The organism is Micromonospora sp. RL09-050-HVF-A (assembly GCF_019374995.1).
Classification (GTDB): Bacteria; Actinomycetota; Actinomycetes; order Mycobacteriales; family Micromonosporaceae; genus Micromonospora; species Micromonospora antibiotica.
Genome location: NZ_JAGKQP010000002.1, coordinates 5,561,789 through 5,576,471 on the forward strand (window position 1 = coordinate 5,561,789; position 14,683 = coordinate 5,576,471).

Here is a 14,683-nt window from a genome sequence, read left to right on the forward strand (position 1 = left end):
CGCTTTCGCCCGGGTGGTGGAACGGCAGACACGGCCGCCTTAAAAGCGGCTGCCGCAAGGCGTGCGGGTTCGAGACCCGCCCCGGGCACCACACACTCTCAGCTTTCCCACAGCGTCCCGGCCGTACCGGCTGGCACCGGGCCGTTTACCCTGGGAGTGCACGTTTGCGTGCGACTGACCCCCTGAGGGAGGCCTGAGACAGTGAAGACCTCGAACCCGGTGCTCGCCCGGCTCGGCCAGGCGGCCGAGCGGGAGCGCTCCGCCGGGTACGCCCAGCCCGGGCCGTACGGTTACGGACAGCCCGGCGTTCCCCAGCAGTACCCGGGTCAGCCCGGTTCCCCGGTCGCCCCGCAGGTGTCCGGCACGATGACCCTCGACGACGTCGTCGTCAAGACCGTCACGCTCCTGGCGATCCTCGGCGTCTCCGCCGCCGCCGCCTGGATCCTGGTGCCGGATTCGGTGCTCGGCGTCGCCTGGATCGGCGCCGCGATGGTCGGCCTGGTCCTCGGGCTGATCATCTCGTTCTCCCGGGTCGCCAACCCGGCGCTGGTCGTCGCGTACGCGATCGTCGAGGGCGCGTTCGTCGGCCTGGTCAGCAAGGTCTACGAAACGGCCTACCAGGGCATCGTGCTCCAGGCCGTGGTCGCCACCTTCGGTGTCTTCTTCGTGATGACCATCCTCTACAAGGCGCGCGTCATCCGGGCCACCCCCAAGTTCGTCAAGGGCATGATCGCCGTGATGGCGGGCCTGTTCGCCGTCATGCTGATCAACCTGGTGCTCGCGCTGTTCGGCGTGAACACCGGCCTGCGCGACGGCAGCCCGCTGGCCATCGGCTTCAGCCTGGTCTGCATCGTGGTCGCCTCGCTGAGCTTCGTGCTCAGCTTCAAGGAGGTCGAGGACGGCGTCCGGATGGGGCTGCCGGCCCGCTACTCCTGGACGGCCGCGTTCGGCATCGTGGTCAGCCTCGTCTGGCTCTACCTGGAGATGCTCCGTCTGATCAGCTACTTCCAGGGTGACGACTGACGCTTTCGCACCCGACGCCCGCCACCGTGCACCCTGCGGCGGCGGGCGTCGTCGTCTACGCACCCCGACCGGGGTGCGTAGACTCGCCGACGATGAGCGCAGCGGAGTTGGGCCGGGCGGTGGACCTGCTGGTCCGTCAGGTGGGCCACTGGCAGCAGCCGCGCTGGGCGGCGGTCGCCGAGGGCGGCAACGTGTCCCGGGCCGACCTGGTGCACAAGCTGGTGCAGGAGGTCGCCGACCTGGCGGCCGACGCGGAGGGTGAGCCCCGGCGGGACGTACCCCGGTTGGCGCACCCGATGGCGCTGCCCGACCAGCTCCGGGTGGTCACGGCGGACCTGGTGGCCGCCGGCCCGCCGGAGGCGGTGCTGGCCGGGGCCGCCGCCCTGGTGACGGCGACCCGCGGCGCGCTGTAGCGGCTCAGCTGAGCCGTTCGAGCACCATCGCCATGCCCTGACCGCCGCCGACGCACATGGTCTCCAGGCCGATGGTCGCGTCGTGCCACTGCAGGGCGTTGAGCAGGGTGCCGGTGATCCGGGCGCCGGTCATCCCGAACGGGTGGCCGACGGCGATCGCCCCGCCCATCACGTTGACCTTGTCCTCGGGGATGCCGAGCTGCCGGTACGACGGGATCACCTGGGCGGCGAACGCCTCGTTGATCTCGACCAGGTCGACGTCGTCGACGGTCATCCCGGCCCGGCGCAGCGCCTGCCGGGACGCCTCGACCGGGCCGAGGCCCATGATCTCCGGCGACAGGGCGGTGACGCCGGTGGAGACGATCCGGGCCAGCGGGGTCAGCCCCAGCTCGTCGGCCCGCTGGGCGCTCATCACCACCACGGCGGCGGCCCCGTCGTTGAGCGGGCAGCAGTTGCCGGCGGTGATCCGGCCGTCCGGGCGGAAGACCGGCTTCAGCCCGGCCACCGCCTCCAGGGTGACCCCGGCGCGCGGGCCGTCGTCGGTGTCGACCACGCTGCCGTCCGGGGTGGTGACCGGGGTGATCTCGCGGGCCCAGAAGCCGTCGGCGATGGCCTTCTCGGCGAGGTTCTGGCTGCGGACGCCGAACGCGTCCATCTCCTCCCGGGTGACGTCGTACACCTGGGCCAGGTTCTCCGCCGTCTGCCCCATCGCCAGGTAGATGTCGGGGAGCTGCCCGGCGTCGCGCGGGTCGGTCCACACCTCGGCGTCGCCCTGCGCGCGCGCCACCGACCGCTGCCGGGCCTCGGCGAAGCGCGGGTTCTCCCAGCCACCGCCGACCAGCGCCTGCGCCTCGGGTGGCAGGGTGTCGGAGTTGCCCCGGGCGTACCGGGAGACCATCTCGACCCCGGCGGAGACGAAGACGTCGCCCTCACCGGCCCGGATCGCGTGCATCGCCATCCGGGTGGTCTGCAACGACGACGCGCAGTAGCGGGTGAGGGTGGCACCGGGCAGCCCGTCCAGGCCCATCAGGGTGGCGACCACCCGGGCCAGGTTGAAGCCCTGCTCGCCGCCGGGCAGCCCACACCCGAGGTAGAGGTCGTCGATGGTGGTCGGGTCGAGCCCGGGAACCTTGTCCAGCGCGGCCTGGACGATGGTGGCGGCGAGGTCGTCCGGGCGGACCTCGCGCAGGGAACCCTTGAACGCGCGGCCGATGGGGGACCGGGCGGTGGCGACGATGACGGCGTCGCGGGACGACTCAATCGGCATGAACCAACGTTAACTTGACGGTAACTTGGCGCGGAAGCAGCCCGACCAGCGGGAAATGTCACCCGGGCGGTACGCCGGTGGCGGCGTCGACCCCGCCGGCAGCTCGGGCCCGCCGGCCCGGGCTACGCCGGCCGGGGTAAGCCGGACCGCGGGGCCACGCCGGACCGCCGGGCCGGTTCCGGGGTCGGTCAGTGCCGGGAGGCGACGTTCGCGGCGGCGACCACCGCCGGCAGCAGGGCGTGCGCCCACACCCGGTAACCGTCGGCGGACGGGTGGAAGCCGTCGTGACACAGCGTCCCGGCGTCGGCCCGGAACACCGGCCCGGTCTCCGTACCCAGGTCGACGACCGTGCCCCCGGCGTCCAGCACGGCGGCGGTCTGTGCCCTCGCGACCCGCCGGCCCGACCACCCGATCACCTGCCGCAGCGGGGGGGCCACCGCGCGCACCGCCCCCAGGTCCGGGCAGGTGCCGACGACGACCTCGACCCGGGCCTCCCGCAGCCGGCGCACCGCCGAGGCGAGGTACGCCGCCGCCTCCAACGGCCGGCTCATCGCCGTGGCGTCGTTCGCCCCGATCAGCACCACCGCCACGTCCGGCCGGTCCCCGAGCAGCGCCCGCGCCACCTGGGTGGACAGGTCGGTGGAGCGGGAGCCGGAGACCCCCACGCTGGACAGGTGCACCCGACGACCGGTCGGCCCCTCGGCCAGCAGGTAGGCGAGTTGACCGCCGACCGTCTCGTCGAAGCGGCCCACCCCGACACCGAGCGCCGAGGAGTCCCCGAGCAGCACCAGCCGCAGCGGTGGGGCACCGGCCCGGCCGACCGTGGCCCGCAGCGCCAGGCCCAGTTCGGGCTGGGCGTAGTCGCGGTTGCGGGCCGCCACCGCCTGGCCGGCGAGCACCGCCGCCCCGCCGATCGTCCCGGCGACCAGGGAGACCGCCGCGGCCTTACCGAGGCGTACGGCGAGCTCGCCGCCCACGGACCGGCCGGTCATGGCGTCACCGTCGGCAGGTGCACGTCGATGCCGACCGGCGCGGCGTGGCATTCGTGGCACCCGGTGGTTCGCTCGCTGTGCTCGCTCATGCCAGTTCCTCCAGTTGGGGTGAGTCGGCGGCGGCACCGGACTGCGGCACCGCGCCGACGCCGAAGAAGGCCCGCCGCCGCAGTTGCGCCCAGCGGCCGGCGGGGCCGCGCTCCCGACCCCGGACCTGCGCGCCGCTGACCTCCGTGCCGGCGTGCCGGGCTGCTTCCTGGGCGGCCTCGGGCAGCGACCGCACGCCGTCGCCCCGGCCCGGGGCGGGTCGGCGTTCCCCGCCGCCGAGCGCCGACAGTACGGTCGGCAGGAGCGCGGCGGCGGCCATCGCGTACCCCTCGGCGGACGGGTGGAACCGGTCCGAGGCGAACATCCGGGTCGGTTCGGCGGAGAACCGGGGGCCGAGCAGGTCACCGAGGGAGACCGTCCAGCCGCCCGCCTCGACCACCGCGACCGTCTGGGCGGCGGCGAGCTGCCGGCTCCACCGGCGGGCCAACCAGCGCAGCGGGGGTTGGATCGGCTGGATCGCGCCCAGGTCGGGGCAGGTCCCGACGACCACCTCGCAGCCGGCCGCGCGCAGCGCGCGGACCGCGTCGACCAGGTGCCGGACCGCCACGGAGTATGGCGACCGGTTGGTGACGTCGTTGCCGCCGACCATGATCACCGCGATGTCCGGTGCGCACTCCAGGGCGGCCTCGACCTGCGGCCGGAGCCCGGCGGAGAGTGCGCCGACCACGGCGAAGCGGTGCACCCGTACGGCCCGGTGCAGTCGCCGGGACAGCCCGGTGGCCAGCAGCGAACCCAGGGTCTCCCGCCGCCGCAGCACCCCGTAACTGGCGGCGGAGGAGTCGCCGAGGATCACCATGGTCAGCGGTGTCCCGGGGATCTTGGCGCCGTAGACGCCGTCGCAGCGCGGCGGTGGGGCCTGCGCCATCGGGATGGTGCGTCGGGCCTGCCGGGCCTGGCCGAGCAGCACCCCGCCGGTCGCGGCGACGGCCGCCGCGGTGGCACCCGTGCCGATCGCCGCCAGCCGGGCGACCTGTCGGGCGCGATGCCAGCGCGGAACCACCGGTACGACGGAACCAGCCACCCCCATACAGCGACATTATCGCGCCGTGACGGCCCCCCGCTTCCGTCGGGACGGTCGGTTTCCCGGCTGGGCCGCGACGATTCTGGGTACCTGATCCGGTGGCGGGGCCCACCTGCGGTCGCCCCGCCGCAGGTGGCGACGGCTTGCGCCGGACAGTCACGCTGGTCGGTGGAGAGGGGCTGGATGAGATGGGTAGGACATTGAAGCGGACCGCGGCCTTCACGGCGTTGGCCCGGTCGCTGGCGGCGGGTGCCCGGGGTGGCCCGTCGTTGGGTGCCCGGCTGGCGGCGCTGCCCCGGATGATCCGGGCGACCGCCCGGGGCGAGTACGACGGCGGGCTGCGGCTGGCGATGATGACGGCGGCGACGGTCTACGTCGTGTCGCCTGTCGACCTGGTGCCGGAGCTGTTCCTGACCGTGCTCGGTCTGGTGGACGACGCCGTGATGGTCACCTGGCTGGCCGGCAGCGTGCTGTCGGAGACCGAGCGCTTCCTGGAGTGGGAGGCGCGTCGGGCCTCCGTCATCCCCGGTCATGTGACGCTCTGAGGGCACGTACCCTGAGCGACGAAGGACCGTCTGCCAGGCCGCCGTCGCCGGCGCCGCAACGAAGGGCACAACGAGGTGCAGTACTACGACAACGTCGTCGACCTGATCGGCAACACCCCGCTGGTACGACTGCGCAACGTCACCGAGGGCATCAGCGCGACCGTGCTGGCGAAGGTGGAATACCTCAACCCCGGCGGCTCGGTCAAGGACCGGATCGCGCTGCGGATGGTGGAGGACGCCGAGGCCGCCGGGCTGCTCAGGCCCGGCGGCACCATCGTCGAGCCGACCAGCGGCAACACCGGTGTCGGGCTGGCCCTGGTGGCCCAGCTCAAGGGCTACCACTGCGTCTTCGTCTGCCCCGACAAGGTCAGCCAGGACAAGCAGGACGTGCTGCGCGCGTACGGGGCGGAGGTGGTGGTCTGCCCGACCGCCGTCGCCCCGGAGGACCCCCGCTCCTACTACAACGTCTCCGACCGGCTGGCCCGGGAGATCCCCGGCGCGTGGAAGCCCGACCAGTACAGCAACCCGGCCAACCCGCGCTCGCACTACGAGACCACCGGCCCGGAGCTGTGGAAGCAGACCGGGGGCGGGCTCACCCACTTCGTCACCGGGGTCGGCACCGGCGGCACCATCACCGGCATCGGGCGTTACCTCAAGGAGGCTTCCGAGGGGCGGGTCAGGGTGATCGGGGCGGACCCGGAGGGCTCGGTCTACTCCGGGGGCACCGGCCGGCCGTACCTGGTCGAGGGTGTCGGTGAGGACTTCTGGCCGGCGACGTACGACCGGGAGGTCGCCGACGAGATCATCGAGGTGTCCGACAAGGCGTCCTTCGAGATGACCCGGCGGCTGGCCCGCGAGGAGGGGCTGCTCGTCGGCGGCTCCTGCGGGATGGCCGTGGTGGCGGCGCTGGAGGTGGCCCGTGCCGCCGGCCCGGACGACGTGGTCGTGGTGCTGCTGCCGGACAGCGGCAAGGGCTACCTGTCCAAGATTTTCAACGACCGGTGGATGGCCCGGTACGGCTTCCTCGACCACCCCGGCACCGAGCCGACCGTCGCCGACGCGCTGGCCGGCAAGCCGGGCGGCCTGCCCGAACTGGTGCACGTCCACCCGACCGAGACGGTCCGCGACGCCATCGACTACATGCGTGAGTACGGCGTCTCCCAGCTCCCGGTGCTCAAGGCCGAGCCGCCGGTGGTCACCGGCGAGGTGGCCGGCTCGATCGCCGAGCGGGACCTGCTGGACGCCCTGTTCACCGGTCAGGCCCACCTGCACGACACCATCGAGCGGCACATGGGTGACCCGCTGCCGATGGTCGGTGGCGGCCAGCCGGTGAGCGAGGCGGTGGGCCTGCTGGAGAAGTCCGATGCGGCGCTGGTGCTGGTCGACGGCAAGCCCAAGGGCGTGCTGACCCGTCAGGACCTGCTCGCCCACCTCGGCGCACGCTGATCCGACGCCGCTGCGGGGCCCCTTCCGACGGGAGGGGCCCGCAGCGTGTCCGGGCCGGTCGCCGTCGGGTCGACCATTCACAGCACGGGCACAGGGGCAGCACAGAGGGCATCCGAGCAGCCTCCCTACGGTCGGGTGAGCCGAGAGGCACCGACCATGGGAGGAACGACATGCGACACGACCTGGACCACCACGAGGGGCAGCGGGTCAGCCGTCGGCGGCTGATCGCGGGGGTCGGCTCGATCGGGCTGGCCGGCCTGCTCGCGGCCTGCGGCCGGGACAGCGGCACGGTCACCACGTCGACCGGCCAGACCGTGTCCCCCCAGGCGACCGCCAGCACGTCGGCCGACCTGGCTGCGCTGTTCGGCGCGGCGAACACCTGCACGTTGACCGCGAGCACCACCCAGGGCCCGTACTACTTCGACGCCGACAAGATCCGCAACGACATCCGGGAGGACCGGGCGGGCACCCGGCTGCGGGTGGCGATCCGGGTGCAGGACAGCGAGCAGTGCGGACCGTTGGCCAACGCCGTCGTGGAGATCTGGCACTGTGACGCCGAGGGCCTGTACTCGGGTGCCGAGGCGCAGTCGTCCGGTGCGTCGGGCGGCGGCGCTCCGTCCGGCGGCAATCCGCCCGGCGGCGCGTCGGGTGGCACCCCGCCCACCGGCACCCCGCCAGGGGGTGGGGCGGCCCCGGGCGGCGGCGCCGAGGGGTCGGCGGCGGACCTGACGCCGACCGACGACAAGCGCTACCTGCGCGGCGCCCAGGTCACCAACGCCGACGGGATCGTCGAGTTCACCACCATCTGGCCGGGCTGGTACCGGGGCCGCACCACGCACATCCACGCGATGGTGCACCTGGGCGACGACCGGGTGCTCACCACCCAGATGATGTTCGACGAGGCGCTCAACACCCGGGTGTACGCCGCCGCGCCGTACGCCGCGCACACCGGGCGGGACACCTTCAACGACAACGACAACATCTTTGCCGAGAGCATGCTGATGAAGGTGGTCGAGGACGGCGACGGGTATCTATCAGTGATCAACTTCTCGGTCGACGCGGACCAGGACGGCACCTGACGGTCAGCAGCCGGGCAGCTGCCGGGCGTAGCGCAGCTGCGGGGTGCGGGTGGGGCCGATCCGTTCGTCCCGGCGATCGCCGGTGGCCTGCCAGCCGCCGCGCTCGTAGAAGTGCCGGGCGGGGGCGTTGCTCTCCAGCACCCACAGCACCGCCCGACGCCAGCCCCGGACCCGCATGGTGTCCAACGCGTCCACCATCAGCGCCCGGCCGGTGCCCCGGCCCCGCTCGGCCGGGTCGAGGTGGATGGCGTTGAGCAGCCCGGTCGCCGGGTCGCCCCCGTCGTCCGGGCCGAGGTAGCTGAACCCGACCAGCCGGCCGTCCCGCTCGGCCACGGTCATCAGGTGCTCGTCGCGTTCCCACGTCCACCGCTCGACCCAGTACGCCCCCATTGCCTCGGGCGTCGGGTCGGCCAACGCCTCGGGCGGCAGGAACGACGAGTAGGCCGCGATCCGGGACCGCTGGTGCAGGGCGCCCACCGGCATCAGGTCGTCGGCGACGGCGGGACGGAGCGTGACGGTCACCCGGCCGAGGCTACCCGCCGGGGCGGGACCGGCACGGTGGTCAGGTCCTCGGCGATCACCAGCTCCCCGGTGAAGTGCTCGCGGGCCTCGTCGTGGAAGCGGCGCGGGTCGGCGTACCGCTGGGAGAAGTGGGTGAGCACCAGGGTGCGTACCCCGGACTCGGTGGCGACCCGGGCGGCCTGGCCGGCGGTCAGGTGGCCGACCTCGGCGGCGAGCGCGGCCTCCGACGCCAGGAACGTCGACTCGATGACCAGCAGGTCGGCGTGTTCGGCGAGGGCGTACACCCCGTCGCAGAGGCCGGTGTCCATCACGAAGGCGAACCGCTGCCCCGGCCGGACCACGCTCACCTCGTCCCGGGTGACGCGGCGTCCGCCGACGTCCAGGTGCCCGACGCGCAGCAGCTCGCCGACCGCCGGCCCACCGATGCCGTACGCGGACAGTCGCTCCGGCAGCATCCGGCAGCCGTCCGGCTCGACCAGCCGGTAGCCGTACGTCTCGACGGGGTGCCGCAGCCGGCGGGCCTCCAGCGTGCCGACGCCCAGGGTGATCCGTTGCCCGTCGGTGGTGATCGGTTCGACGGCCAGCTCGGCGGTCTCGTGGAAGCTGCTGGCGTGCCGCAACCTGGCGAAGTATTCGGCGCCTCCGGCGGGGAAGTGCACCGCCACCGGGTGCTGCACCCGGTCCAGGGAGAGCCGTTGGATGGTGCCGGGTAGGCCGAGGCAGTGGTCGCCGTGGAAGTGGGTGACGCAGATCCGGGTGAGGTCGGTGGCGGTGACCCCGGTGTGCAGGAGTTGGCGCTGGCTGCCCTCGCCCGGGTCGAAGAGGATCACCTCGTCGTCCCAGCGCAGCACGTAGCCGTTGTGGTTGCGCAGCCGGGTGGGGGTCTGGCTGGCCGTACCGAGCACCGTCAGCTCACGCATGGACACCGCCGGCCTCCTCCGGAGACGAAGCGACCCCCGGGGCTTCCGTGCTCGCGCACGGGCCGACTGGACTGGGTCGGCACCCCGGGGGTCGGGTGGCTGTCGTGGTTTCGCCGCACCGCTGCCACACGGTCTCGACGATCATGCTTGGTCGTTCACTGTCGAGGACAGCGGCTAGCGGACAGCCACCTCACGAGTCCGATTGCTATACAAGTCTGGACCACCTCCTTTCCCGTGTACCGCCACGCTACCCACTGCGCCCCGGGTGCCGGTAGTGATTTTTCGCGCGATCCCGCAGACGGCGTCATGCCGGCGGGGGAGGGTCGCAGGCCGGCGACTTTTGCTCAAGTCGGCGAAAGTTCGTGCTCGTCTGGCCTATCTTTCGCCTGAAGTGAGCATTACTCTCTGCCCCACAGTGGCCACGTCTCGCCGCTGCCGCCCGAGTCGTCCCCTCGGTCGCTCCCCCCGTGAGGTGAACCGTGCCCGTTTCGTCCACCACCCGCAGGAACACCCGACGATGTCTCACCCTCGGCCTGGTCGGTGCGCTGGCCGTCGCCACCGGCCCGGTCCACCCGGCGACCGCAGCCGCGCCGACCACGCCCCGGCCGTCCACCGCCACCGGCGCGACCGTGGCGAACCCGGTGGTCGCCGGGCCGATCGCCCGGACCACCCCGGTCGGCGACCCCGGTCACGGCTACCCGTTCCTCGCCACCGACGTCAACCTGGCCGCCGCCGGCTACGTCGAGGAGGAGTTCTTCCTCTTCGGCACCGCCACCCGGTACGCCGTGCAGGGCACCCAGAACGCGACCACCCTCGGCACCGACCAGCCGTACGGCACCCGGCTGGTGGTCCGCCGGCCGGCCAACACCACGAAGTTCAACGGTGTCGTCATCGCCGAGTGGAACAACGTCAGCAACCAGTGGGACCAGGAGGTCGACTGGTTCCAGTCGCACGAACACCTGATCCGCTCCGGCTACGCCTGGGTCGGGGTCTCCGCCCAGCGGGCCGGGCTGCACTCCGCCACCGGGCTCAAGGCGTGGAGCCCCACCCGGTACGGCCCGCTGGACGTCACCGTCGGCGGCACCGTCACCGACGACAGCCTCTCGTACGACATCTTCAGCCAGGCGGTGAAGGCGGTCCGCAACCCGACCGGCGTCGACCCGCTGGGCAAGCTGCCCGCCCCGCAGTACGTGATCGCCACCGGCCACTCGCAGTCGGCCGGCCGCCTCGCCAACTACTACAACGGCGTCCAGCAGTCGGCGAACGTCCTCGACGCGGTCGTCCTGCACGGCGGTGGCGGGGTGTTGCGCACCGACCTGACCACACCGGTGTTCCGGATCAACTCCGAGGGGGACGTGGCCAGCGGCATCCTGCCCGCGACGGCCCGCGCCCAGGCCGACTCGCCCGTCCTGCGCTCCTGGGAGGTGGCCGGCGCGTCGCACGGCGACTGGAAGCTGATCACCGACTACGGGCCGCTGCGCAAGCGGGACATCGGCAGCTACCCGGGCGGCTACCCGGGTGAACCGCAGACCTGCACGCTGCCCTCGCTGTCGCGCGTCCCGCAGCACATGGTGCAGAACGCGGTCTACGACCACACCGTCGCCTGGGTCGCCCGGCAGGTGGCCCCGCCCAGTGCCCCGCCGATCCAGACGACCACCACGACCCCGCCGGCCATCGCCCGCGACGACCTCGGGCTCGCCCTCGGCGGTATCCGGCTCGCCCAGCACCAGGTGCCGCTGCGGGTCAACAGCGGCAGCAACACCGGACCCGGCTTCTGCTTCCTCGACGGCAGTTCGGTGCCGCTGACCGACGCGCAACTCGCCACCCGATACCCGACCGTCGGGTCGTACGTGGACGCCAGCGTCGCGGCGACCCTCGCCGCCGCCGACGCCGGTCACCTGCCCGCGTCGTTCACCCGCGACCCCGCCTGGTACTCCGACCTGCGGTACCTGATCGCGGAGTACGTCGCCGCCGGCCGGATCACCGAGTACGTGGCGGCCCGGCTGACCGACCGGCTCCAGCGGGCCGAGCAGGCCGGCACCGCCGGCAACGCGGCCCGCGCCGGTGAACTGCTGGCGCAGCTGGCCGACCGGGCGCGGCAGCGGATCACCGGTGACCCGGCAGCCCGGGACGCGGTGCTGCGACCGACCGAGGCGCTGATTGCGCTCCTGCACGCGGCGGACCGCCGCAACCGGTGACCCGGCCGGGGTGGCCGGTGCGAAGGCGTCGGTCACCCGCCGGGCAGCGATCGACCCGGCCGGTGGGTGGCGGGCGCGACGCGGGCCGCCACCCACCGGCGACGTGACCGCCGGCCGGGCCGGTGGTCAGGGCTGCGCGGAGCCGGTCAGTCGATGCCGATCGGGCCCTCACGGGGGCCGTCTTCGTTGGCCGGCTGCACCGCCAGCGACGGGAAGTCGGCCAGGTCGCCCTCCGGCTCGGCGTCCCACTCGGGAAAGACCAGGTCGCTCTGGAGATAGAGGCAGAGCAACTGGGTCAGGTGGGCCAGGCCGTCCAGATGGGTGCGCTCGTGGCCGTGGGTGGCGTCCACCCCGAAACCGAGCAGCGCCACCCGGGCGTGCGCGCCCGCCTCGACCGCCGCCGCCACGTCCGAGCGGTAGTAGTCGAAGACGTCGCGGACCAGGTCCACCCCGTGTTCCCGGGCGATGGTGGCCAGGTTGCGGGTCAGGTGGTAGTCGAACGGGCCGACCCCGTCGCCCATCGCCAGGGTCGCCGCGTCCTCCCGGGACTGCTGGCCCGGCGCGACCACCGCCGCGTCCACCGAGACGATCTCGGCGACGTCCGGGTCCAGGCCGTGGCTGGCGCCGTGGCCGATCTCCTCGGTGACGGTGACCAGCAGGTGGGCGGTGACGGTGGGGGTGATACCGGCGTCCACCACCGCCTTGAACGCGGTCAGCACCGCCGCCACCCCGGCCTTGTCGTCCAGGTGCCGGGACTTCACGTAACCGGACGGGGTGACCATCGGGTTCGGCAGGAACGCCACGAAGTCGCCCGCGTCGATGCCCAGCGCCCGCAGGCCGGCGATGTCCTCGACCGGCTCGTCGACGCGTACCTCGACGTGCTGCCAGCCGACGCCCTGCAGGTCGACGTCGTCGTTGTAGCGGTGCCCGCTGGCCTTCAACGGCAACACCTGCCCGGTGACCACCCGGTCCAGGTCGTCGGTGAAGATCCGCACGTGCGCGCCCTCGGCGAACCGGGCCGAGTGGGTGCCGATGGTCTTCAGCTCCAGCCGGCCGTTCTCCTTGAGCCGCTTGACCATCCCGCCGATGGTGTCGGTGTGCACCACGATCGCCCGGTCGGCACCGGTCTGCCGGGGCCGGGCAGGCAGGCGCTGAGCGCCCCCCGCCGGGTCAGCGTGGACGGGATGCCCAGCGCGGACAGGCGTTCCCCCACGTACTGCTGCACGTGGTCGGTACGCCCCGACGGGCTGGGGATGTCCAGCAACTCCACCAGCACCTGGCGCAGGTAGTCCAGGTCGATCTCCAGGGGCTTGAGGCTCACGCGACCCCTCCGGGCCCGGCCGGGCTCCAGAGGCGCTGCGGGGCCCGGGTGCCGGGGAAGAGCAGGTCCACGAAGCGCTCGGCGGTCGGCTGGGGCTCGTGGTTGGCCAGCCCCGGCCGCTCGTTCGCCTCGATGAACACGTGCTCGGGCTGGTCGGGGGCGGGGACCAGCAGGTCCAGCCCGGTCACCGGGATGTCCAGGGCCCGGCTCGCCGCCACGCAGGCGGTGGCGATCGTCGGGTGCAGTTCGGCCGTCACGTCGTGGATTGTGCCACCGGTGTGGAGGTTCGCCGTCCGGCGCACCGCCAGCACCCGCCCCTCGGGCAGCACGTCGTCCATCCGGTGCCCGGCCTCGGCCACCACCTCGCGGGTCATCTCGTCGACCGGGATGCGGGACTCCCCGCCGGTGGCGGCGGCCCGGCGTCGGCTCTGCCGCTCGATCAGCGCGGTGACGTCGTGCACCCCGTCACCGGTGATCTGCGCCGGTCGGCGTACGGCGGCGGCCACCACCTCATGGTCGATCACGATCACCCGCAGGTCCTCGCCCGCGCGCAGCTCCTCGATCAGCACGTCGGGGCAGAACCGGCGGGCCAGCTCGACGGCCGTGGCCAACGCCTCGGCGGTGCGTACCCCGACGGTGATGCCGTTGCCCTGCTCGCCCCGGGCCGGCTTGACCACCACCGGGCCGACGTCGGTGAGGAAGGCCAGGTCGTCGGCGTCGCCGGTGGCGGTCCGGCCACGCGGCACCGACAGGCCCGCCTCGGTGAGGATGCGCCGGGTGACCCGCTTGTCGTCGCAGCGGCTCATCGCCACCGCCGAGGTCAGCTCGGACAGCGACTCGCGGGTGACGATCGTCCGGCCGCCGTTGGTCAGCCGCAGCTCACCCCAGTGCGCGTCGGTGACCTCCACCCGGATGCCGCGCCGCATCGCCTCGTCGGCGACGATCCTCGCGTACGGGTTCAGCTCGTCGTAGCCCGCCGGGGTGGCCGGCAGGAACAGCCGTTCGTTGATCGGGTTCTTCCGCTTGACGCAGAGCGTGCCGGTGCGGTGGAAACCCAACCGCTCGTAGAGCCGGATCGCGCCGGAGTTCTCGGCCAGCACCGACAGGTCGACGAACGCCCGGCCCCGCTCGTCGAGCCGGTCGGCCAGCTCGGTGAGCAGGGCCTGACCGGTGCCGGGCGGGGCGGTGTTGAAGTCGACGGTCAGGCACCACAGGCTCGCGCCGTTCTCCCGGTCGCCGAAGACCGCCACGTGGTCGACGCCGGTGATGGTGCCGACGATCTCCCCGGTGCTCGCCTCGGCCACCAGGTGCAGGAACCGGTCGGTGCCGGCGTTGTCGACGAGCACCTCCACCGGCGCGGTGACCATGCCGTTGCGGGCGTAGATCCGGTTCACCGCGTCCGCGTCGTCGGCGTCGCGCAGCGGCCGGACGACCAGCCCCGGGATCTCCATCCGCCCGGTGGCCTCCGGGCGGCGCTCACCCAGCGGCAGCCGGTAGGTCAGCGACGGGTCGATGAACAGTTCGTCGGGCAGCCGGGACACCAGCACGTGCGGGTCGCGCAGGTAGATGCAGATGTCCCGGGAGCCGGCCGCCTCGGACCGCAGCACATGGGCCACCGCCACCTGCTCGTGGAAGGTCTGGCCGAACACCAGCCGCCCCCAGCCGCAGTCCAGGACCACGTCTGACGGCCCGGCCGGTTCCCGGCGCGGCTCCGGTGCGGTGGCCGGCGCGACCGGGTCACCGCCGGGGCCGATGCGTTCCCGGCGGCGGCCGAGCACCCGCTCCCGGTCGGTACGGGCCGTGCCGGTCGCGAGGGTCTCGTTCACGG

Annotated in this window: 12 protein-coding genes, 1 tRNA gene and 1 pseudogene; 7 read left to right on the forward strand and 7 right to left on the reverse strand. The window is 73.2% G+C overall.

What is annotated here, in order from left to right:
• Positions 1-7: 7 nt before the first annotated feature.
• The 3 genes from J7462_RS24765 to J7462_RS24775 all read left to right on the forward strand — a co-directional run bounded on the left by J7462_RS24765 (position 8) and on the right by J7462_RS24775 (position 1,436).
• A tRNA-Leu gene (locus J7462_RS24765) sits at positions 8-91 on the forward strand.
• Positions 92-201: 110 nt separating this feature from the next.
• On the forward strand, positions 202-1,023 hold the full coding sequence (locus J7462_RS24770) for a Bax inhibitor-1/YccA family protein (protein ID WP_219467221.1): 822 nt from the start codon (positions 202-204) through the stop codon (positions 1,021-1,023).
• Between the two features lie 92 nt (positions 1,024-1,115).
• Entirely contained in the window at positions 1,116-1,436 is a 321-nt protein-coding gene (locus J7462_RS24775; RefSeq protein WP_208568537.1) for a hypothetical protein, read from the forward strand.
• Between the two features lie 4 nt (positions 1,437-1,440).
• Here J7462_RS24775 and J7462_RS24780 read toward each other — a convergent pair whose 3' ends face one another.
• The 3 genes from J7462_RS24780 to J7462_RS24790 all read right to left on the reverse strand — a co-directional run bounded on the left by J7462_RS24780 (position 1,441) and on the right by J7462_RS24790 (position 4,830).
• A complete protein-coding gene (locus J7462_RS24780) occupies positions 1,441-2,703 on the reverse strand; it encodes an acetyl-CoA C-acetyltransferase (RefSeq protein WP_219467224.1) in 1,263 nt (420 codons plus the stop codon).
• A 188-nt stretch (positions 2,704-2,891) separates the two neighbouring features.
• Positions 2,892-3,695, reverse strand: a complete 804-nt coding sequence (locus J7462_RS24785; RefSeq protein WP_208568535.1) for an SGNH/GDSL hydrolase family protein — start codon at positions 3,693-3,695, stop codon at positions 2,892-2,894.
• 85 nt (positions 3,696-3,780) lie between these two features.
• Entirely contained in the window at positions 3,781-4,830 is a 1,050-nt protein-coding gene (locus tag J7462_RS24790; protein ID WP_219467226.1) for an SGNH/GDSL hydrolase family protein, read from the reverse strand.
• 182 nt (positions 4,831-5,012) lie between these two features.
• On the opposite strand from J7462_RS24790, the gene J7462_RS24795 reads away from it, so the two are divergent.
• The 3 genes from J7462_RS24795 (at position 5,013) to J7462_RS24805 (ending at position 7,894) form a co-directional block, all read left to right on the forward strand.
• Positions 5,013-5,369, forward strand: a complete 357-nt coding sequence (locus J7462_RS24795; protein WP_204928292.1) for a YkvA family protein — start codon at positions 5,013-5,015, stop codon at positions 5,367-5,369.
• Between the two features lie 75 nt (positions 5,370-5,444).
• A complete protein-coding gene (locus J7462_RS24800; protein ID WP_208568533.1) occupies positions 5,445-6,815 on the forward strand; it encodes a cystathionine beta-synthase in 1,371 nt (456 codons plus the stop codon).
• 170 nt (positions 6,816-6,985) lie between these two features.
• Complete coding sequence (locus J7462_RS24805) at positions 6,986-7,894, forward strand: intradiol ring-cleavage dioxygenase (protein ID WP_219467229.1); 909 nt, start codon at positions 6,986-6,988, stop codon at positions 7,892-7,894.
• A 3-nt stretch (positions 7,895-7,897) separates the two neighbouring features.
• On the opposite strand, the gene J7462_RS24810 is transcribed toward J7462_RS24805, so the two are convergent.
• Together J7462_RS24810 and J7462_RS24815 are read right to left on the reverse strand one after the other, a co-directional pair.
• Complete coding sequence (locus tag J7462_RS24810) at positions 7,898-8,416, reverse strand: GNAT family N-acetyltransferase (RefSeq protein ID WP_219467231.1); 519 nt, start codon at positions 8,414-8,416, stop codon at positions 7,898-7,900.
• Positions 8,413-9,342, reverse strand: a complete 930-nt coding sequence (locus J7462_RS24815) for a ribonuclease Z (RefSeq protein WP_219467233.1) — start codon at positions 9,340-9,342, stop codon at positions 8,413-8,415. The genes J7462_RS24810 and J7462_RS24815 overlap by 4 nt, the downstream gene beginning before the upstream one ends.
• A gap of 473 nt (positions 9,343-9,815) precedes the next feature.
• Between J7462_RS24815 and J7462_RS24820 the strand changes: the two genes are divergently transcribed.
• Positions 9,816-11,534, forward strand: a complete 1,719-nt coding sequence (locus J7462_RS24820; protein WP_219467235.1) for an alpha/beta hydrolase domain-containing protein — start codon at positions 9,816-9,818, stop codon at positions 11,532-11,534.
• A 146-nt stretch (positions 11,535-11,680) separates the two neighbouring features.
• Here the strand turns inward: J7462_RS24820 and J7462_RS24825 are convergent.
• Positions 11,681-12,855: pseudogene (locus tag J7462_RS24825) on the reverse strand (osmoprotectant NAGGN system M42 family peptidase).
• The gene (gene ngg / locus J7462_RS24830) at positions 12,852-14,681 is read right to left on the reverse strand and encodes an N-acetylglutaminylglutamine synthetase (protein ID WP_219467237.1); all 1,830 of its coding nucleotides are present in this window, start codon (positions 14,679-14,681) and stop codon (positions 12,852-12,854) included. The pseudogene J7462_RS24825 and the gene ngg overlap by 4 nt, the downstream one beginning before the upstream one ends.
• Positions 14,682-14,683 lie beyond the last annotated feature (2 nt).

Bases quoted from the DNA above. Each gene is read 5' to 3' on its own strand.
- J7462_RS24785 (WP_208568535.1), bottom strand. From the start codon at position 3,695: ATGACCGGCCGGTCCGTGGGCGGCGAGCTCGCCGTACGCCTCGGTAAG.
- J7462_RS24805 (WP_219467229.1), top strand. From the start codon at position 6,986: ATGCGACACGACCTGGACCACCACGAGGGGCAGCGGGTCAGCCGTCGG.
- J7462_RS24795 (WP_204928292.1), top strand. From the start codon at position 5,013: ATGGGTAGGACATTGAAGCGGACCGCGGCCTTCACGGCGTTGGCCCGG.
- J7462_RS24775 (WP_208568537.1), top strand. From the start codon at position 1,116: ATGAGCGCAGCGGAGTTGGGCCGGGCGGTGGACCTGCTGGTCCGTCAG.
- J7462_RS24780 (WP_219467224.1), bottom strand. From the start codon at position 2,703: ATGCCGATTGAGTCGTCCCGCGACGCCGTCATCGTCGCCACCGCCCGG.
- J7462_RS24790 (WP_219467226.1), bottom strand. From the start codon at position 4,830: ATGGGGGTGGCTGGTTCCGTCGTACCGGTGGTTCCGCGCTGGCATCGC.